Here is a 19,867-nt window from a genome sequence, read left to right as displayed (position 1 = left end):
CTGCCGTCTGCCGTCTGCTGGAGGTCGCTGCCGTTCACTCCGTCCCCCCAACACCCCGTCCCCCACCCCCCGCCTACCCCAAATCCGACGCCCCCGTCATGATCCCCACCGCGTCCGACATGCTGATCGCCGTCTTCTCCACCAGCGCCGCCCGGCGCCCCAATCGCTGAATGTGAATGCGATCGGCCAGGTCGAACACATGCGGCATGTTGTGGCTGATGAGCACCACCGACAGCCCGCGGTCGCGTACCCGGCGGATGAGGTCGAGCACCATGCCGCTTTCGCGCACGCCCAGCGCGGCGGTGGGTTCGTCCAGAATGACCACATGCCTCGCGAACGCTGCGCTTCGCGCCACGGCGATCCCCTGCCGCTGACCGCCGGAGAGCGTCTCCACCGCCTGCGTGATGGCCCGGATGTTCACGCCCAGCGCGCGCAGGGCCTCGGCCGCTTCGCGCTGCATGCGCGGGTGATCGAGACGGCGCAGCAGGGTGCCGCCCAGACCCGGTCGCCGCAGTTCACGCCCCAGAAACAGGTTTTCGGCAATGCTCATGGCCGGCGCGAGCGCGAGATCCTGATACACCGTCTCGATCCCCGCCGCGCGTGCGTCGGCAGGCGAGGTGAAGCGCACCGGCGCCCCGTCCAGCCACAGCTCGCCGGAATCGGGGAGGAGCGCCCCGGACAGTGCCTTGATGAGCGACGACTTGCCGGCGCCGTTGTCGCCGATCACCGCGAGAATCTCCCCGGCACGCACATCGAAATCGGCGCCGTCGAGTGCCACGACCTGCCCGTACTGCTTGCGGAGCCCGCGGGCCCGCAGCACGACCGCGGCGGTGCCGGCCACGCTCACGTGGCGCGCCTCGACCATTGATCGGTGGCAACGGCCAGAATCACGAGCACCCCGGTGACCAGAATCTGATAGACCGAGGAGACGCCCATGAGCGTGAGGCCATTGCGGAACACGCCCACGATGAGCGCCCCCACGAGCGACCCGAGGATGAGGCCGCGTCCGCCGAAGAGACTGGTGCCGCCGAGCACCACGGCCGTGACCGTATCGAGATTCTCCGTCTGCCCCGCCTGCGGATCGCCCACCCCGGTGCGCGCGACCGCGAGCAGCGATGCCACGCCATACAGGGCACCGGCCAGGGTGTACACGGCGAGCAGCACCCGATTGGTGTCAATGCCCGCCAGCCGCGCGGCTTCGCGATTGTTGCCCACCGCATACACATGACGCCCCGCCGCCGTCTCCCGCAGCAGCCACCAGGCCACGAGGAACAGTGCGAGCAGCAGCAGTGTGCCATGGGCCACGCGCGTCCCCAGCAGCGGCACGGTGTTGCCCAGCGCCGTCAGGAGCGGCGGCAGGTCGGTCACCGTTTGCGAACGGGAAACGATTTGCGTGAGCGCAAACGCAATGTTCATCGTACCCAGCGTCACGATGAACGGAGGGAGCGTGACGCGCGTGACCAGCAGGCCGTTCACCAGCCCCGCAAGGGTGGTGGTGCCCACCCCGGCAAGAATGGCGAGCGCCGGGTGCATCCCCGACTGTCCCGCCAGCAGCGTCATGACCACGCCGCCCAGCGCCATGAGCATGCCGCACGACAAGTCGATGCCGGCCGTGAGGATGACGAGCGTCTGGCCGATGGCCAGCACGCCCACCACCGTGACCTGTTGCGCCACCAGCGAGAAGTTGCCGAGGGTGAGAAAGCGCGGCGATTGGGTGGCAAAGAACGCAACGGCGAGCAGCAGTGCCAGCAGCGGTCCCAGCGCCGCCAGGCGACGCAACGTCACGTGGTGCCCCAGCAGCGCGCGGCGCCCTCCTCGACCGTGAGGCTTTCCACGCCGGGCAGCTTCGTGCCGGCAACGAGCGCCACGCCGGTGTCGGTGAAGCCGCTGGGCTTCTTGCCGCTGCGCAGGTACTCCACGCCGGCCAGAACGCCCAACTCGGCCATGCGCACCGGATACTGCTGCGCCGTCGCGGCGAAGTGTCCGGCCGCCACGTCGGCCACCCCGCGGCAGCCGCCGTCGACCGTCACGATGAAGACGTCCTTCTCCCGACCGGCCTTGACCAGCGCGTTCCACGCGCCGGCGGCGCTGGGCTCGTTGATGGCGTACACCACATTCACCTGTGGGGCGCGCTGCAGGCAGTTTTCCATGACGCTCTGGGCCTTGGCCTGATCGCCCACGCTGTCGCCCGAGCACACCACCTCGGGCGGCGCCGCGTTCTCGTTGCTCGTCCGGTCATTGGTGGCCACGCCCAGCCCCTTGAGGAAGCCGTTGTGGCGCTGGGCCCCGGTGGGGTGCCCGGGGAGGAGATCGATCGTTACGGCCTTGGGCGCCGTGCTGCCCAGGCGCGCCTTGGCGTAGGCGCCAATCAACTCACCCGCCCGATAGTTGTCGGTACCGAAAAACCCATCCGTGGCATCCATCGGATCGGCCGGGCTGTCGAGCGCGATGACCAGGATCCCGTCCTTGCGGAGCCGGGTAATGGTGGGCACGATGGCCTTGGCATCGCTGGGGGAGATGAGGATGACGCGCGCCCCCGCCGCCACCTGATTCTCGATGGCGGCCACCTGGCCGGCGTTGTCGCCGTCGGAACGGCCGGCACCGGAGAGCAGCGGAATGACCTGCGCCGCGGCCGTACGCTCGGCGCCTTCCTTCATCTTCACGAAGAACGGATTGGTCTCGGTCTTGGTCACGAGGCCAATGGACCCCGGCTCGTCGGTCGCGTGGGCGCAGGCGGTGAGCAGCAGCGCGCCGAGCACGTGCCACAGGCGCCTGCCGCCGGTGAATGCCGATGGCGCGGGAAGGGCCGACGCGCGGCGCGTGGAGGGCAGGAACGGGAAGGACATGACCCGATAATCAGCAGGGCGGGCACGATGGTGGCAACCCGGCCGAAGGGGCATGCCGGTCAATTGCGCTTCGCGGGGCGCAGGCACAGGCTTGGTGATGCGCGATCTCACCACCGGCTCCATTCCCCGCCATCTCGTGCGCCTCGCCCTGCCGATGGCGCTGGGGATGATCTTCCAGACGCTCTACTACCTGGTCGATCTCTGGTTCGTGACGCGCCTGGGCGATGCCGCCGTGGCGGGAGTGAGCGCCGCCGGCAACGTCCAGTTCATCGTCATGGCGCTCACGCAGGTCCTGGGCGTGGGCACGATGCCGCTGATCGCGAACGCCGTGGGGCGCAAGGATCAGCACGATGCCAACCTCGTCTTCAACCAGAGTGTCGTCTGGGCGTTCGTGTGCGCGCTCATCACGCTCGTGGGTGGGTTCGCGCTGGCCGGCCCGTACATGCAGGCCGTCGGCGCCGACGAGGCCACCCGCGCCGCCGGTCTCTCCTATTTGCGCTGGTATCTGCCGGGGCTGGGGCTCCAGTTCGCGTTGGTGTCCATGGGGGCCGCGCTGCGTGGCACGGGCATCGTGAAGCCCACCATGTTCGTGCAGATCGTCACGGTGGTCATGAACATCATCCTGGCGCCGGTGCTCATTGCCGGGTGGGGCACGGGCCGGCCGCTGGGCGTGGCGGGGGCGGGGCTGGCGAGTTCGGTGGCGATCGCCGTCGCGGTGCTGCTCATGGTCGTGTATTTCGTGCGGCTCGAGCACTACGTCGGCTTTCGGCGGGAGCTGCTCACGGCGCGCCGGGATGTGCTCATGCGCATGCTGCGCATTGGCGTGCCGCCCGGTGCCGAGTTCGCCCTCATGTTTCTGTTCACGGCCGTCATCTACTACGTGATCCGCGATTTCGGCTCGGCGGCGCAGGCAGGGTACGGAATTGGCTCGCGCGTCATGCAAAGCATCTTCCTGCCGGCCATGGCGGTGGCCTTCTCGGCGGCCCCCCTGGCTGGTCAGAACATGGGTGCCGGCAACATGGCCCGCGTGCGCGACACCTTCCGCTGGGCGGCGATCATGGGGAGCCTGCTCATGGCGCTGCTGACGCTGCTCTGCCAGATCCGTCCCGATCTCCTGGTGCGGGGGTTCACGAGCGAGGCGGCAGTGCTGGTGGTGGCCACCGATTTCCTGCGCACCATTTCATGGAACTTCGTGGCCTCCGGGCTCATCTTCACCTGCAGTGGGCTGTTTCAGGCGCTGGGGAACACCGTGCCGTCACTCATCAGCAGTACATCGCGGCTCATCACCTTTGCGGTGCCGGCGCTGCTGCTGGCCCAGCGCCCGGGCTTTCGCCTGCGGCACGTGTGGGTGCTCAGTGTGGTGACCATGACCGTGCAGGCGGGGGTCACGCTCTGGCTGCTCACTGGCGAGATGCGGCGCCGCTCCACAGTTGCCGTGGGCTGATCCGCGCCACAGGTTGGATGCACTCCCCCTTCACGCCCACACATCTGCGTCCATGATTCGCAGCATCGTCGCCGTGGTGACCGGCTTTGCGCTCATCGCCCTGTTGAGCCTCGGCACCGATCTCGCGCTCATGTCGGCCATGCCGTCGCTCTTCGAAGCCGATGGCAGCACCACCAGTACCACGGTGCTGCTGCTCTCCATCGGCTACGTGGGACTCTACGCCACGCTCGGTTGCTACCTGTGCGCACGCCTGGCACCCGACCGGCCCATGGGCCATGCGCTGGGGCTGGGCGCGTTGGGGCTCGTCTTCAACGTGGTGGGCATGGTCGCTCGCTGGGACATGGCGCCCGCGTGGTTCCACCTCCTGTCCGTGGCTCTCGTCATGGTGTGGGCGTGGCTGGGCGGGCGCATGCGCACGCGTGAGATGGCGCTGATGCCCTCGCGCCCGATTGCGCTGTGAGTCTTTCCCTCCGGCGTGTGTGGTTGCGCGCCGCGGCGGGCACCATCACGAGTGCGCTGCTGCTGGTGGCCTGCGGCAAGACCAAGGACCTCGCACCCTCCGACGTGGTGGTGCAGCTCTACGTCACGCTCGAGTTGACCGGCGTGCGTACTCTGCCCGATCCACGCGCCATGCCCGCCCTCGAGCCGTACCTGACCCCCGAACTGTATGCCGGGCTGCAGCACGCCCGACGCCAACGCGATTCGGCTGCGGCGGCATCCCCCACCGAGAAGCCCCCGTTCGCCGACGGCAACCTGTTCAGCAGTCTCTTCGAGGGGCACTCCACGTATGTCGTGCAGAAGACGGCCGCGCGCGGCGATACGGTGGCGGTGCCGGTGGCGTTTTCCAACACCGACCAGACGCCGGCCGTACAGTGGACGGACACGCTGGTGGTGGTCAACACGGCCGTTGACGGCGCCGAGCCCCGCTGGCGCGTAGCCGATCTCCGCTACGGCGGCGACTGGGAGTTCGGCTACCGCGGGTCACTGCTGAAGGTTCTCGGCTCGCCCTAGCTCCCGCCTGCACCGCGCCACGGCGCGCTTTCCTTCGCCCTTCCCGCCATGACTTGCCGACGTTTCGCCTCTGCCTTCGTTGCTGTCACCCTCGGCGCGACACCGGCATGGGAACCGCTGTCGGCCCAGGTCCGCGTCCTCCCCAATCCGCCGGTCGTGGTGGACAGCGCGGACCCGGTAGCGCTCCTCGTGGCGCGGCTCGACCTGGAGAAGTACAAGGGGACCATCAAGGGGCTCACGCAGTTCGGTGATCGCCGTCAGGGGACCAAGCGCAACCGTGATGCCGTGGACTGGATCGAGGCGCAGCTCAAGAGCTACGGCTGCGCCAACGTCGAGCGCATCACCTACGAATACAATCCCCCGGCCTTCGCCGAGCGCCCGGCCAATGCGCCGGCAGCGGCGGCGGGCGCCGCGCCGCGCCCGGTCTCCACGCAGGCCTCCGGTGGCGGCAGGGCACGTGGCGTACGCACCCGCGCCGGTGTGAACAACGACTCGCTGGCACAGCCCGATGCGCGGCTGCGCGCGCTCAACGCCGAGCCGAGCGTGAACGGCATGCGGCAGGAAGTCTACTGCACGAAGGTGGGGACCACGCGCCCCGACGAGATGTACATCATTGGCGGGCACATGGACGGCATCGGCTGGGGTGAGGCCGCCAACGACGATGCCTCGGGCTCGGCCATCGTCATGGAGCTGGCGCGCATCTTCTCCGACCCGGCGGTGCAGACGGAGCGCTCCATCCGCTTCGCGCTGTGGAACAACGAGGAGACCGGGCTGCAGGGCGCGCGCGCGTACATCGAGCAGCGGGCGAAGCTGCAGGGCATCGAGGAACCCCGCGGTTCGGGGAAGTATCCGGAGCCCAAGTGGCTGGGGATGATCCAGCACGACATGATGATGTTCGATCATGGCATGCCCAATCCCGACGGCACCATGCGCAAGGAGCAGCGTCCCGAGGCCGACGTGAACATCGAGTTCCAGATCAACTCGAAGCAGGCCGACGCGTCGATGAAGCTGGCGTTCCTGCTGCATCAGGCCAACAGCAAGTACGCCACCGATTATCCGGCACAGGTGGGGCCGCACATGACCAACACCGACTCGGGGCCGTTCCAGGATCTCATCCCCGCCGTAAGTCTGCGCGAGAATGAACGTGGCACCCAGGTGGGCAGCGGGTGGGACCCGCACTGGCACCAGCCCACCGACCTGTTCAAGACTTTCAGCGACGCGGATTTCCGTCTGGGGCTGAATGCCGCGCAGACCACGCTGGGCGCGGTGGGGAAGCTGGTGGGGGCGACGCTGAAGCGGTGACCCAGCTGTGGAACGCGCGTGCTCCAGCTGACCCGCCATCCGAGCTCAGCTCAGCCCCCGTTGAATCTCGCACGGGGTGTTCACCGGAACTGAGTCACCGGCCACGATCTGGGTAGCCCCGGTGATCCGCACCGAAAAAGCTACGCGCTGTGGCGGTCCAACTGGTGTACCGGTTGGCGACATGAACCCGGACCGCAGGGTGCGATACGGGGCAACGCTCTCGCCGGCAACACACACGTTGCCCGCTTGGAGGTCGGGATAGTGATCAGCGCCGCCAGCGCGCGCCACGCGCCACCCGGATACGCGAGCACGCACGACGCCGCCTCGCTCCGGGCGCAGAAACCGCAACTGTCGTCGTCGCAGGCCATGGACCGCTTGTGCCGGTAAAGTGGCCGTACTAATATGGCTATAGCCGTACAAAACGTCCACTTCTCGAGGATTCCTATGGGACGACGCCACGCCTCGCACGAGTACCCCGCGCCCGCATCGTCCGGTGCGGTCGTCCGCGAAGTGCCGGCCGGCACCTTCAAGAACACCTGCCTCCAACTGCTCGATCAGGTACAGCAGCAGGAGTTCGAGATCGTGGTCACCAAGCACGGGAAGCCGGTTGCGCGCCTGGTGCCGATCGAGTCCAAGGGGGCCACCGGATTCGGCTTCATGCGCGGCACGGTGGTGTCGCACGGTGACCTCGTGAGCCCCGACCCGGAGGCCTGGGGGGAGTTCGGGTGACGCGCCGCCAGATCTCTCGCGAGTCGCCCCGTACCCTCGCACGCACCCGCGTCTGGATGCCACGTGACCTCACGACGTACGACGGGTTCCTGTTGCTCGACACGCACATCTGGATCTGGTATCTGGAGGGCGCGACCGAGTCACTCGGACAAACGGTGCGCGACCGGTTGGAGCATGCCGCTTCCGCTGGCAGACTGGTCGTTTGCGACGTGTCGTTCTGGGAGGTCGCAATCAAGGCCGCGAAGGGGCGCTTGCACTTGTCGGTGGACCCCATGGTGTGGCTGCACCGTGCGGAACAGGCGCCGGGCATCCGATGCCGTCCGCTGACCCGTTCGTTGCTGCTCCAGAGTACCCGACTCGGCGACACGGTGCACAATGACCCTGCCGACCGCATGCTGATTGCGCTCGCGCGCCTCGAGGGCATGCCGCTGGTCACCGCCGACCGCGCGATCATCGACTTCGCGATTGCCGACGGGGTGACGCCGGTCGTGGACGCCAGGCGCGGCTAGGAGCCGAGTCCGCGAAGCGGGTTGCGGTGCTACACTTCGGCGACCCTTCACCACCCTCCCCGTGCGTCACCTCCTTCGCTCTCTCACGGCCCTCGCGTTCATCGCGGCGATGGGCGGCGTCGCGCCGAACGCCGCCGCCCAGTCCCCCGATGGCCCACCCCCCATCCCCCGCGAGTTCCGCGGGGCGTGGGTGGCCAGCGTGGCCAATATCGACTGGCCCAGCAAACCGGGGCTCAGTGCCTGGCAGCAGCAGGCCGAGCTCGTGGCCATCCTCGATCGCGCGCGCGACCTGCGCCTCAACGCCATCCTGCTGCAGGTGCGCCCCGCCGGCGATGCGCTCTATGCGTCGACGCTCGAGCCGTGGTCCGCCTACCTCACGGGCGTGGAGGGACGCGCGCCCGAGCCGTACTACGACCCGCTCGCGTTTGCCGTGCAGGAGGCGCACGCGCGCGGGCTCGAGCTGCACGCGTGGTTCAATCCCTACCGGGCGCGCCATCCGAGCGCCACGAGTCCTCATGCCCGCACCCATCTCTCGGTCACGCATCCGCAGTGGGTGCGGCGCTACGGCAAGTACGAGTGGATGGATCCCGGCGAACCGGGTGTGCTGGCGCACTCGGTGAAGGTCGCGCTCGATGTGGTGAAGCGCTACGACGTGGATGGCATTCACGTGGACGACTACTTCTACCCGTATCCGGAGACCGACAGCACCAAGGCCGAGGTCCCCTTTCCCGACAGCGTGTCGTACGCGCGCTATCGCGCGAAGGGCGGGGCGCTTGGCCTCTCCGATTGGCGGCGATGGAACGTGGATCGCTACGTGCAGCGGGTGTACGTCGGCACCAAGCGGCTCAAGCCGTGGGTGAAGGTGGGCATCAGCCCGTTCGGCATCTGGCGTCCGGGCTATCCGGCCAGCATTCAGGGCTTTGACAGCTTTGAAAAGCTCGCCGGTGATTCGCGGAAATGGTTGCGGGAGGGGTGGGTGGACTACTTCACGCCGCAGCTGTACTGGCCCATCGCGCGCACGGCGCAGAGCTATCCGGTACTGCTCGACTGGTGGATTGGCGAGAACCTGAAGGGACGCCACATGTGGCCGGGGCACAACTCCAGCCGCGCGGCGGCGGGGAGCGCCGAGTGGGGGCCCGATGAGCTCAACAACCAGGTGCGGGCCACGCGCGCCACCACGGCCAACGGGCAGGGCGCCACCGGCGACATTTTCTTCAGCATGCGCTCGCTCATGCCGGTGCAGGGGGCAGCGCGCTCCCCGCAGTCGGTGGGCGTGGCCACGCAGCCCCCACCACCCGCGCAGGCGGAGGCGCTGGCCGACAAGCTGGTGGCGGAGCTGTACGGCGAACCGGCGCTTGTCCCCGCCTCCCCGTGGCTGGGCGCGCAGCGGCCGCCGCGCCCCGCAGCGCGGGTGACGCGCGATGTGGCATCGGGTGACGAGGTGGTGCGGGTGATGTCGGCGTCGGGCGCACGCTGGATCACCGTGCAGGTGCGGCGTGGCAACGCGTGGCGCAGCTGGGTGCTGCCCGCCGCGCAACGGTCGCTCGTCATTGGCGGCGCCGACAGTGCCCCGGCCGATGACGTGGTGGTGCGGACGGTGCACCGCAACGGGCGTGAAAGCATGCCGCTGCCGCTGCGCGGGGCGCCTCGCTGATGGCACTGCTGTCCATGCAGGAGGTGCGCGTGGCCTTTGGCGGGCCGCCGGTGCTCGATCGGGCGTCCTTCGCCATTGAACGCGGCGAGCGCGTGTGCGTGCTGGGGCGCAACGGGGCAGGGAAGAGCACGCTCATGCAGGTGCTCGACGGTACGTTGCCTCCCGACGATGGCCTGGTGGTGCGACAGGGGGGCGTCTCCGTGGCGCGTCTCGAGCAGGCGGTCCCGCGCACCCTCTCGGGATCGATGTTCGATGTGGTGGCCTCCGGCCTCGGGGAGCCGGGCGAACTGCTCGCCCGCTATCACGCGGCCTCGCTGCGCGTGGCCACCGATCACTCCGACAAGGCGCTGCAGGAGCTCGATCGGTTGCACCGGCAGGTGGACGCCGCCAACGCCTGGCAGCTGCATCGGCGTGTGGAAACCGCGTTGCAGCACCTCGGCCTCGATCCGGAGGCGCGCATCGAGCAGGCCAGTGGCGGACGCACGCGCCAGGCGCTGCTGGCCCGCGCGCTGGTGAATGCGCCCGACGTGCTGCTGCTCGACGAGCCCACCAACCATCTCGACATCGAGGCCATCGAGTGGATGGAACGGTTCCTCATCGACGAAGGCATCACGCTGGTGTTCGTGACCCACGACCGCGCCTTTCTGCGCCGCGTGGCCACGCGCATCGTCGAACTCGATCGGGGCCGCCTCGCCGACTACGGCACCACCTACGACAGCTACCTCGAGCGCAAGGAGCAGATGCTCCATGCCGAGGCGAAGGAGTGGGAAGACTTCGACCGTCGGCTGGCCATCGAGGAAACCTGGATTCGCACCGGTATCCAGGCGCGTCGCACCCGCAATGAAGGGCGCGTGCGACAGCTCGAGGCGATGCGCGTGGAGCGGTCGCAGCGCCGCGAGCGGGTGGGCACCACGCGCGCGCAGATCCAGGAGGCCGAACGGTCGGGACGGCTGGTGCTGGAAACGCAGGGGCTCACCTTTGCCCATGGGAATCGCCCCATCGTGCGCGATCTCACCACCACGATCATGCGTGGGGATCGCGTGGGGCTCGTGGGGCCGAACGGCTCGGGCAAGACCACGCTGCTCCGCCTCCTGCTCAAGGAGCTCGAGCCGCAGGCGGGGTCGGTGCGTCACGGGACCAATCTCGAGATCGCGTACTTCGACCAGCTGCGCGAGCAGCTCGACCCCGAGCAGAGCGTGATCGAGGCGGTCGGTGACGGGACCGACTGGGTACAGGTGGGCGGACAGCGCCGCCACATCCACGGCTATCTCTCCGACTTCCTCTTTTCCGCCGATCGGGCGCGCACTCCCATTCGCGCGCTCAGTGGCGGTGAACGCAACCGGGTGCTGCTCGCGCGGCTCTTCACCCGGCAGTTCAACGTGCTGGTGCTCGACGAACCCACCAACGATCTCGACATGGAGACGCTCGACGTGCTCGAGCAACTGCTCGTCGAGTTCAGCGGCACCTTGCTGTTGGTGTCGCATGATCGCGCGTTTCTCGATGCGGTGGTGACGAGCACCCTCGTCTTCGACGGGCCGGGGGTGGTGAAGGAGTACGCCGGTGGCTACTCCGACTGGGTGCGCCAGCGCCCCGCGCCGCTGGAGGCGCCGGTGACCCCCAGGCACGTGGCGACCTCCGCCCCCAAGGCCGACACGCCGAAGAAGCGCAAGCTGACGTTCAAGGAAGGGAAGGAGCTCGAGGCCCTTCCCGATCGCATCGCGTCACTGGAGGGAGAACGCGACGCGGCGTTGGCTTTGCTGGCCGACCCGAGTGTGGTGCGCGACGGCCAGCGCGTGCTGCAGATCCATGCCACACTGGCCAAGCTGGAAGACGACCTGCTGGCCGCGATGACGCGCTGGGAAACGCTGGAGACGATCGCCTCGGAGTAGTGCGCTACGAGGGTGGTGCACGCGCTGCCCAGGGCGTAAGGTTGGGCGGATTCGTGACCGTTCTGCCACTCGCCCTCGGAGTCTCTCCTCGTGTCCAAGCGTCCGCTGTCGTCGGCTTTCCTCACGTGCGGTCTGTTGCTCCCTGCGGTGCTCACGGCGCAGGGGCCGGGCATTCCCCCCAGCACGCGACAGCAGTTTCCGGCCGACCCCAAGGCCAGCGTGCCGGCGGTTGCGCAGCTCATGCGCAGCACCACGAGTGAACTCGCCGATGTCGTGACGCGCTTCGCCGCCGATCAGGCGGCGCTGCAACGTCGCTATGACGGCGACGATTCACCGGCACAGCGCCGTCGCCTGCGGGCCTTCTTCATGGCGTGGCGCGAGCAGCTGGCGGCCCACGACTTCGACCGGTTGTCGCAGGAAGGCAAGGTGGATTACGTGCTGCTCGACAACCACCTGCGCTACCAGCTCGATCTCATGACCCGCGAGGAGCGGCAGTTGGCGGAAGTCACCCCGCTGCTGCCCTTTGCCGACACGCTGCTGGCCCTGCACGAAGCCCGGCGTGACCTGCTCACCATCAACGGGCAGCAGTCGGCGCGCACGCTCGCCATGGTCACGCTGCAGGTGGACAGCCTGCGACAGCTGCTGGAGCCAGCACCGGCGCGCGGCCCCGGCGATAGTGCGCGCGTCCCGCGGGCCGCTGCGCCCCTTGTGTCACGCACCGCCGGCAACCGGGCGGCCGAACGCCTCGACCGGATTCGCGCCACGGTGGGGCAGTGGTACCGCTTCTACAGCGGCTACGACCCCTTGTTCACCTGGTGGGCGGCCAACCCGTACCAGAAGCTCGACGAGGCCATGCGGCGGTACGCGCAAACCATCCGACAGCGGGTGGTGGGCATTCAGGGCGCCAACGCGGCACCTGCCATGGCCGCGGCGGGGGCCGCTCCGGGTGGTGGGGCCGGCGCCGCCGCGCCGCCGCCGCGCAATGCGGCCGCCGCGAATGAGCCCATCATTGGTGACCCCATTGGCGCCGAAGGGCTGGCCATGGATCTGCGGCACGCCATGGTGCCCTACACCGCAGACGAACTCATTGCCATTGCCGAACGCGAGTACGCCTTCAACGAGGCAGAAGCAAAGAAGGCCGCGCGGCAGATGGGCTTCGGCGACGACTGGAAGGCGGCCATGGAGAAGGTGAAGAACGCCTATGTGGAACCGGGGCGGCAACCCGATCTCATTCGCGATCTGGCCAACGAAGCCGAGGCGTTCTTCGGCAAGCACGACTGGGTCACCATTCCGGCGCTCGCCCGTGAAGACTGGCGCATGGAAATGCTCTCCCCCGAGCGGCAGCGGGTGAGTCCGTTCTTCCTGGGCGGGGAGAACATTCTCGTGTCGTATCCCACGAACGACATGACCGACGAAGAGAAGATGATGAGCATGCGCGGCAACAATCCGCACTTCTCGCGCGCCACGGTCTTTCACGAACTCAACCCCGGTCACCACCTGCAGGGGTTCATGACGGCGCGGTACAACACCCACCGCCGACTCTTCAACACGCCCTTCTGGAACGAGGGGATGGCGCTCTACTGGGAGTTCTTTCTCTGGGATCACGACTTTCATGTGCGCCCCGAAGACCGACTGGGTGCGCTGGCGTGGCGCATGCACCGCAGTGCGCGCATCGTGTTCTCGCTCAGCTTCCACCTGGGCAAGATGACGCCGGAGCAGTGCATCGCGTACCTCGTGGACAAGGTGCCCTTCGAGCGGGCCAACAGTGAGGCCGAGGTGCGTCGCAGCTTCAACGGCTCGTACTCGCCCATCTATCAGGCCGCGTACATGCTGGGCGGGTTGCAGCTGCGAGCGCTCTACAAGGAACTCGTCCAGAGCGGACGCATGAAGGACCGCGAGTTCCACGATGCCCTCTATCGCGGTGGGCCCATGCCCATTGCCATGGTCCGCGCGCGGGTGGCCGCTACGCCGCTCACGCGCGATGGTGCGGCGCCGTGGCGCTTTGCCGAGCAGTTGCCGCCGCACCGGCCGTTCCCCGTGCGGTAAGCCGGATCGCGACTGGCCAGGTGGCCGGTGTGCGTCAGTGCCGGCCGAGTACGTCGAGCGTCTGCGTGGGGCGCGGGGGAATGGGGTCGAAGGCATCGGCGGCGTAGGCCGCGCTCCAGCGCGAGACCGCTGCCTGCACCGTGGGCAGGGTGGGGTCTGCCGTCCCCACCACACGCACCCACTCCACTTCCGTGGGCTGCGCCGCCTCTGCGGTCGCGGCCGGACGCTCACGCGGGCTCAGCACCAGCAGCGGTGTGCGCGAGGTGCCGTGAGTCGCAAGCAAAGGCTCGAGCGCCGGCGAGGCCAGATGCCAGTGGCCGTGCGTCCAGCGGGTGGTCAGCTCGCGCCCGTCACCGCTTTGCATGGCCACCTCGAGATGGCCGAACCACGGGGCCCCGGTCTTGCCCAGCAGGGCCAGCGACGCCAGGCGTTGCGGATACAGCGTGACCGGTCGTCCGTTTGGCACGCGAGCGTTCGCGTCTGGCGCGACGTCGAACACCATGATGCCGTCAACCGCCGGCAGCTCCCGCGTCGCGCGCACGCGCTCGTAGTGCGCCGTGATCCCCGCGCCACCGTACGCAACGGCAAAGAGCACCGGTCCGCTGGGCTGACGACGCTTGAGCTCCTGCACCGCCGCCGCGAGATCGAGGGCGTAAGCCTCCGGGGGATCGTCACGCGCCTCGGTGCCGCGCGAGCGACCGTTGCCGCGCAGTGACAGGCCAATGACGTTCATCTGGGTGGAGGCGGCGAGCGCCTCGTTCCAGCGGGCAAAGAGGGAGTCCCCTTCGCCCAGTCCGTGCACGATGACCACGCTGCCCCGCGAGCGCATCACCAGTTGCCGCGCGGACAGATTGATGCTGTCGCGGGTGACGAACATGCGCTCGCCGCCCTGGGTGCTGGCGGGGGCGCTGCCAATGCCGGGTCGCGTGAGCACCCGCACGGGCGTTCCGCGCTGGAGCATGACGCCAATGGCACCACCAGCGGCCGCCAGCACCGCCGTGACCACCAGCAGCGGGCGCCACCCGGAGCGGCGCCCCGCGGCGTTCATGAGAACACGGGTTCCACGCCCATGTTCAGGAAGACGAAGCTGTACACATCGGCCATCTCCTCGATCTGCTTGGTGAGCGAGGAGCTGCCGTGGCCGGATTGGGTTTCGATGCGGATGAGGACCGGCGTCTCTCCCGCGTGCGCCTCCTGCAGGCGTGCCGCGAACTTGAACGAGTGCGCCGGTACCACCCGATCATCGTGGTCGGCGGTGGTGATGAGCGTGGCGGGATACGACGTCCCGTCGCGCAGATTGTGCAGCGGCGAGTAGGCGTACAGATAGCGGAACGCCTCGGGATCTTCGCTCGATCCGTAATCGGCGATCCAGTTCCAGCCAATGGTGAAGGTGTGGAAGCGCAGCATGTCCATCACCCCCACGGCAGGGAGCGCCACCCGTGCCAGCTCGGGTCGCTGCGTCATGATGGCGCCAACCAGCAGCCCGCCGTTCGAGCCTCCCTGAATGGCCAGGCGCTCGTTGCGGGTGTACCCCTGCGCAATGAGCCACTCGGCCACGGCAATGAAGTCGTCGAAGACGTTCTGCTTGTGCTCCTTCATGCCGGCCTGGTGCCACGCCTCGCCGTACTCGCCGCCGCCGCGCAGGTTGGCCTGCACGTACACGCCCCCCTGCTCGAGAAACGCCACACGCAGCGCGCTGAACGCCGGTGGCAACGACACGTTGAACCCGCCGTAGCCGTACAGCAGCGTGGGGTTGTTGCCGTCGAGCGTGAGCCCCTTCTTCGCCACGATGAACGCCGGCACGCGCGTGCCATCGCGACTGGTCACGAACACCTGGGTGGTTTCGAACGCCTTCGGGTCGAAGGGCAGGTCGACGCCGCGATACAGCGTGCTGGTGCCGGTGCCCAGATCGTAGCGATAGACCGTGGCGGGCGCCGTGAACGAGGTGAACGTGTAGAACAGCTGTTGGGCGTCCCGTTCGCCGGCAAAGCCCATGATCGTCCCCAGCCCCGGGAGCGTCACGTCGCGCTCGAATGTGCCGTCGTAGCCGTACACGTGTACCCGTGAGGTCACATCGTGCAGGTACTGGGCAAACAGGCGACCTCCCGCCGTGCCCACGGCTTCCAGCGGCTCGGCGCGCTCGGCGATGATCGTGGTCCATGCCGTTGGCGCGGGGGCATGTGGATGGACGCGCACCACCCGCTGATTGGGGGCATCGTGATTGGTGAGAATGAGCAGGGCGTCGCCGTCGTTTTCGAGCACGGTGAACTGGTCGTCGAACGCCGTCCACACCGGCATGAACTCCCCGTGCGGATCGCGCAGATCCTTCACCAGCAACGCGTTGCCATCCTTGCCCTTCCCCCGGTCGCTCACGGAGAGCACCGCGAAGCGCTCGTCTTCGGTGGTCCCCAGCACGTGAAAACGCTGCAGGTTTTCAGGATCGTGGTACACCAGACGATCGTGCTCCTGCGGCGTGCCGAGGGCGTGGTAGAACACCTGATGGTCGTCGTTCTTCGCGGAGAAGGCCCCTTCGTCGGCGCCCGGTTGGGGATACCGGCTGTAGAAGAAACCGTCGCCGTGCCAGGCAATGGCCGACACCTTCACCCAGTCCACGGTATCGGGGAGCACCTGCCGCGTGTCGACATCGATCACGCGGATCTGCTGCCAGTCGGAACCGGCGTGGCTCACCATGTAGGCGATGTAGCGCGCCTGCCGGTCGAAGGTGAGGCCGGCCACGCGGGTCGTGCCGTCGGGAGACAGGGCATTGGGGTCGAGCAGCACCTCGGCCTCCCCGTTCTCACCCCGCTGCACGTAGTAGACCGGCTGATTCTGGAGCCCGTCGTTGCGCGCAAAGAGCAGCCAGGGCCCCCGCTGTTCGGGCGCCGAAGTGCGCGGATAGTCAACGAGCGCCGTGAGGCGCTGCCGGAGCGCCTCGCGCCACGGAATGCGATCGAGGTAGCCAAAGGTGACGGCGTTCTGGGCGGCCACCCAGCGGGCGGTTTCGTCGGAACGGTCGTCTTCCAGCCAGCGGTACGGGTCGGCGACCAGGGTACCGTGATAGTCGTCGACCTGGTCCGTTTTCCTGGTAATGGGATACGTCAGGGGAGCCATGGCGGGATACTAACGGGCGGGGGGGCGCCGGTGGGGAGTATCCGGAGGCGCCGATCCTGCCCCTACCACCGCCGCCAAGGTACGGCTATGTTCCAAAGCTGTCCCGGAATTCCGGGATGCTTGCAGCAGTCGCCCGGTTCCTCCGGTACGGAGCGCCGGGTTGGCGATGCCACGTCGGTTCGGCCGGAAGACTTCGCTTCCGAGTCCACGTCCTGGCCTCTCGCACCGGTTGTCCGTGTCGCGCACCATTCGGAGCGCGGTGGACAGCGGCATCCGTAGCACCCCGAATTCGGGCCGTCGCACGTGGGCCCGGGAGTATGCCATGCATCCGTTTATCGAAACCCAGAAAGAGTGGATGAAGGACGTCGCCCCGTTCCGCGCCGGTGACACGGTGCGCGTGAACGTGCGCGTGAAGGAAGGCGACAAGGAACGCATCCAGGCTTTCGAAGGGGTGTGCATTGCCCGTCGTGGTGCCGGCGTGAGCGAGACGTTCACCGTGCGGAAGGTGTCGAACGGCGTGGGTGTGGAGCGCATCTTCCCGGTGCACAGCCCCATGCTGGAGAGCATCACCGTGGTGCGTCGTGGCGCTGTGCGTCGCGCCAAGCTGTACTACCTGCGCGACGTGACGGGCAAGGCGGCCCGCATCAAGGAGCGCAAGGTCATTCGCCCGACCGCCAAGTAACCGGCGCGGGGGCGGCACGGCGGTGGCTCGCTGGAGCCCCATCGAGCGGACGCTGCGCGAGCAGTACGGTCCCTTGCTCGCCGGAGTCGATGAAGTCGGACGGGGCCCGCTTGCGGGCCCCGTTGTCGCATGTGCCGTGGTCATGCCCCCGGACCGGCGGGCCATTCCCGGGGTCAACGACTCCAAGCAGCTCGACCGCGCCACACGCGTGGCGCTCGCTGCGCGCATTCGCGACCAGGCGCTGGTCATTGCTCTGGGGGCGGCGAGCGCGCGCGAGGTGGATCGCCTCAACATCTACCACGCCACGGTGCTGGCCATGCGCCGTGCGCTCGACCGGGTGCCGGCCCGCCTGGGGCAGCCGCCCCATCACGTGCTGGTAGATGGCAAGCCGCTCCGCACCCTCGGCGTGGCACACACCGCCGTGGTGAAGGGCGATGCGAAATGCTACGCCATTGCCTGCGCCAGCATCATGGCCAAGGTCACCCGCGACCGGCTCATGACGGCGCTGGCTCGGCGTCATCCGCACTTTGCCTGGGAGCGCAACAGCGGGTACGGTACGGACGTGCATCGCGGCGCCCTCGCCGTGCACGGCCTCACGCCGCATCATCGACGCAGCTTCTGCGTCGAGGCGCAGGGGAGTCTCGACTTCTCCGATCTCGTTGTCCCCACCCCCCCAGTGCGCGAGCCATCGCCTCGCGAGGAGTTGCCTGATGAGTCACCCCGCCGCTGAATCGCTCCCCGCCGTTTTCGCGCCCGGTCTGCTGGCCGGACAGGTGGCACTGGTGACCGGCGGTGGCACGGGCATCGGCCTTGGCATTTCTTCGCTGCTGGCCGAGCTTGGCGCGCACGTCGTGATTGCCAGCCGCAAGCCCCAGCATCTGGAGGCGGCGCTGGCGGAGATCACCGGGCGCGGACATCGCGCCAGCGTGGTGCCGCTCGACGTGCGCGACCCGGAGCGGGTGCGGGCGGTCGTGGATGAGGTAGCCGCCGAGCACGGCCGCATCGACCTGTTGGTGAACAACGCCGCCGGCAATTTCTACGCGCCGAGCGCCACGTTGTCGCCCAATGCGTGGAAGGCGGTCGTGGAGATCGATCTCTACGGCACGTTCTACTGCGCGCAGGCGGTGTACCCCATCATGGCGCGACAGGGCGGGGGGCGCATCGTGAGCACGAGCATGACGCTGCACTACCGCGGCTGGCCGCTCATGGCACACGCCACGGCCGCCAAGGCAGGAGTGGACGCGCTCACGCGCACGCTGGCGGTGGAGTGGGCGCCGCAGCGCATTCGCGTGAATGCCATTGCCCCGGGCCCCATTCCCACCGACGGGGTACGCAAGGCGTTCACGCCGCCCGCCGACAGCGGCGTGCCCGACCTGTTTGCCGCGGCAGAGGAGAAGATGGCGGAGTACGCGCGGACCAGCATTCCGCTGGGGCGATGGGGGACGCCGCGTGACATTGCCAACATGGTGGCCTTTCTCGCGTCTCCCGCCGGCGACTGGATTACCGGCGCCATCTTCGTGGTCGACGGCGGGGAGTGGTTGGCCAAGACCCCCGGCTGAGGCTGCCGGCCGCGCAACACCAACCCTGGGGAACGCACGGGCCGCCGGCCCGGTAACGCGGCGTTGGTGCGCCAGATTACACCACGGTGCGTCGGGGTGATGACCGTCACGGCGCTGGCACGAGCGTCATGGTGATGTTGGTATCGTGGTTCGCGCCTCGGTGTGCCGAACCCGCCCGACGATTCGGTCATCATCATCAGGAACGTGAGGACGTGACATATGCGAAAGATCCCGTATACCGCCATGATGGCGCTTGCGGCCACGACGCTCAGCGCGTGCGCGACCAAGGGCTTCGTGCGCCAGGGGCTCGAAGCGCAGCGCGTGGCGCAGTCTGCGGCGCTGGACGGCGAGCGTCAGGCCCGTGAAGCGGGCGATGCCGCGCTGCGCACGGATGTGAATGGGCTGCGCACCGACCTGAACGCGCTGCGCAACGACCTCGGCACGCTGCGCAACGACTTCGGCGCGCGCATTACCGCCATGGAAGACCAGGTCAAGTTTGCCATGCCGGTGCACTTCGGCTTCGACGACGCGGCGGTGCGCCAGCAGGATCAGGCGGCGCTGGAAAAGTTCGCGCAGGTGGCCAACGCGCACTACAAGGGCGCGACGATCACCATCGAAGGTTTCGCCGATCCGGCCGGCAGCCAGGAGTACAACCTGCGTCTTTCGCGCGAGCGCGCCGACGCGGTGCGTGACTTCCTCGTGACCAGGGGACTCGACGGCGCGCAGCTGCGCACGGTGGGCTATGGCAAGTCGCGCCTTGTGCGTCCGGGCGCCCGCGCGGCCGACGAAGGGGCCGAACTCAACCGCCGCGTGACGTTCGTGGTGGAGACGCCGGCTGGTGCCGGTGCCACCACCGTGGCCGCGATGACGGCGAGCCGCTAAGTCCGCCGGGCATCGCCCGCGGCGTGGTCCACGGGCGCAGGAGCGGTTGCCACAGAAGCCAAACGGAGCGCGTCGGGTGACCCGGCGCGCTCCGTTTGCGTTGGACCATGACCGGGGTGGGGATCGAACCCACGACCTACGGATTAAAAGTCCGCTGCTCTACCGACTGAGCTACCCGGTCGACCGGTGCCCGGTACTGACCG

At 68.4% G+C, this 19,867-nt stretch carries 18 protein-coding genes and 1 tRNA gene; 13 read left to right on the top strand and 6 right to left on the bottom strand.

Annotated features, from left to right (window positions below; translation table 11 throughout):
* Positions 1–73: 73 nt before the first annotated feature.
* From LW840_RS03980 to LW840_RS03970, 3 genes are read right to left on the bottom strand one after another with little or no spacing between them, the layout of a single operon-like run.
* Positions 74–865, bottom strand: coding sequence for an ATP-binding cassette domain-containing protein (locus LW840_RS03980; protein WP_291267376.1), 792 nt, complete (start codon positions 863–865; stop codon positions 74–76).
* Positions 844–1,785 (bottom strand): ABC transporter permease, encoded by a 942-nt coding sequence (locus LW840_RS03975; protein WP_291267377.1) that lies wholly within the window; start codon positions 1,783–1,785, stop codon positions 844–846. Before LW840_RS03975 ends, LW840_RS03980 begins: the two co-directional genes overlap by 22 nt.
* Entirely contained in the window at positions 1,782–2,846 is a 1,065-nt protein-coding gene (locus LW840_RS03970) for a sugar ABC transporter substrate-binding protein (RefSeq protein ID WP_291276453.1), read from the bottom strand. Before LW840_RS03970 ends, LW840_RS03975 begins: the two co-directional genes overlap by 4 nt.
* Positions 2,847–2,943: 97 nt before the next feature.
* Between LW840_RS03970 and LW840_RS03965 the strand changes: the two genes are divergently transcribed.
* The 9 genes from LW840_RS03965 (at position 2,944) to LW840_RS03925 (ending at position 13,430) form a co-directional block, all read left to right on the top strand.
* On the top strand, positions 2,944–4,290 hold the full coding sequence (locus LW840_RS03965) for an MATE family efflux transporter (protein ID WP_291276452.1): 1,347 nt from the start codon (positions 2,944–2,946) through the stop codon (positions 4,288–4,290).
* Positions 4,291–4,342: 52 nt separating this feature from the next.
* Entirely contained in the window at positions 4,343–4,750 is a 408-nt protein-coding gene (locus LW840_RS03960; RefSeq protein ID WP_291267380.1) for a hypothetical protein, read from the top strand.
* Complete coding sequence (locus LW840_RS03955) at positions 4,747–5,301, top strand: hypothetical protein (RefSeq protein WP_291276451.1); 555 nt, start codon at positions 4,747–4,749, stop codon at positions 5,299–5,301. The genes LW840_RS03960 and LW840_RS03955 overlap by 4 nt, the downstream gene beginning before the upstream one ends.
* A 48-nt stretch (positions 5,302–5,349) precedes the next feature.
* Complete coding sequence (locus LW840_RS03950) at positions 5,350–6,603, top strand: M20/M25/M40 family metallo-hydrolase (RefSeq protein ID WP_291276450.1); 1,254 nt, start codon at positions 5,350–5,352, stop codon at positions 6,601–6,603.
* A 444-nt stretch (positions 6,604–7,047) separates the two neighbouring features.
* On the top strand, positions 7,048–7,332 hold the full coding sequence (locus LW840_RS03945) for a type II toxin-antitoxin system prevent-host-death family antitoxin (protein WP_291269026.1): 285 nt from the start codon (positions 7,048–7,050) through the stop codon (positions 7,330–7,332).
* A gap of 56 nt (positions 7,333–7,388) precedes the next feature.
* Complete coding sequence (locus LW840_RS03940; protein WP_291263053.1) at positions 7,389–7,841, top strand: type II toxin-antitoxin system VapC family toxin; 453 nt, start codon at positions 7,389–7,391, stop codon at positions 7,839–7,841.
* 61 nt (positions 7,842–7,902) lie between these two features.
* Positions 7,903–9,495 carry a family 10 glycosylhydrolase gene (locus LW840_RS03935; RefSeq protein WP_291276449.1) on the top strand — a complete coding sequence of 531 codons (1,593 nt, stop codon included), beginning with the start codon at positions 7,903–7,905 and terminating at the stop codon, positions 9,493–9,495.
* Entirely contained in the window at positions 9,495–11,384 is a 1,890-nt protein-coding gene (locus tag LW840_RS03930) for an ATP-binding cassette domain-containing protein (RefSeq protein WP_291276448.1), read from the top strand. The genes LW840_RS03935 and LW840_RS03930 overlap by 1 nt, the downstream gene beginning before the upstream one ends.
* 90 nt (positions 11,385–11,474) lie before the next feature.
* Positions 11,475–13,430 (top strand): DUF885 family protein, encoded by a 1,956-nt coding sequence (locus tag LW840_RS03925; RefSeq protein ID WP_291267386.1) that lies wholly within the window; start codon positions 11,475–11,477, stop codon positions 13,428–13,430.
* 34 nt (positions 13,431–13,464) lie between these two features.
* Here the strand turns inward: LW840_RS03925 and LW840_RS03920 are convergent, their stop codons facing one another.
* Both LW840_RS03920 and LW840_RS03915 read right to left on the bottom strand, forming a co-directional pair.
* Complete coding sequence (locus tag LW840_RS03920) at positions 13,465–14,478, bottom strand: alpha/beta fold hydrolase (protein ID WP_291276447.1); 1,014 nt, start codon at positions 14,476–14,478, stop codon at positions 13,465–13,467.
* Entirely contained in the window at positions 14,475–16,541 is a 2,067-nt protein-coding gene (locus LW840_RS03915; RefSeq protein WP_291276446.1) for a prolyl oligopeptidase family serine peptidase, read from the bottom strand. Before LW840_RS03915 ends, LW840_RS03920 begins: the two co-directional genes overlap by 4 nt.
* A 322-nt stretch (positions 16,542–16,863) precedes the next feature.
* Between LW840_RS03915 and rplS the strand changes: the two genes are divergently transcribed.
* The 4 genes from rplS to LW840_RS03895 all read left to right on the top strand — a co-directional run bounded on the left by rplS (position 16,864) and on the right by LW840_RS03895 (position 19,664).
* Complete coding sequence (rplS, locus tag LW840_RS03910; RefSeq protein ID WP_291263059.1) at positions 16,864–17,223, top strand: 50S ribosomal protein L19; 360 nt, start codon at positions 16,864–16,866, stop codon at positions 17,221–17,223.
* A gap of 22 nt (positions 17,224–17,245) precedes the next feature.
* Positions 17,246–17,953 (top strand): ribonuclease HII, encoded by a 708-nt coding sequence (locus LW840_RS03905; protein WP_291263060.1) that lies wholly within the window; start codon positions 17,246–17,248, stop codon positions 17,951–17,953.
* Positions 17,934–18,782 carry an SDR family oxidoreductase gene (locus LW840_RS03900; protein WP_291276445.1) on the top strand — a complete coding sequence of 283 codons (849 nt, stop codon included), beginning with the start codon at positions 17,934–17,936 and terminating at the stop codon, positions 18,780–18,782. The genes LW840_RS03905 and LW840_RS03900 overlap by 20 nt, the downstream gene beginning before the upstream one ends.
* Positions 18,783–19,001: 219 nt before the next feature.
* Positions 19,002–19,664, top strand: coding sequence for an OmpA family protein (locus tag LW840_RS03895; protein WP_291261841.1), 663 nt, complete (start codon positions 19,002–19,004; stop codon positions 19,662–19,664).
* A 108-nt stretch (positions 19,665–19,772) separates the two neighbouring features.
* Here the strand turns inward: LW840_RS03895 and LW840_RS03890 are convergent.
* Positions 19,773–19,845 (bottom strand) — tRNA-Lys (locus LW840_RS03890).
* Between the last annotated feature and the right edge of the window lie 22 nt (positions 19,846–19,867).

Source organism: Gemmatimonas sp., from assembly GCF_021298855.1.
Lineage (GTDB): Bacteria > Gemmatimonadota > Gemmatimonadetes > Gemmatimonadales > Gemmatimonadaceae > Gemmatimonas.
This window is presented reverse-complemented; position numbering and strand designations above follow the sequence as displayed.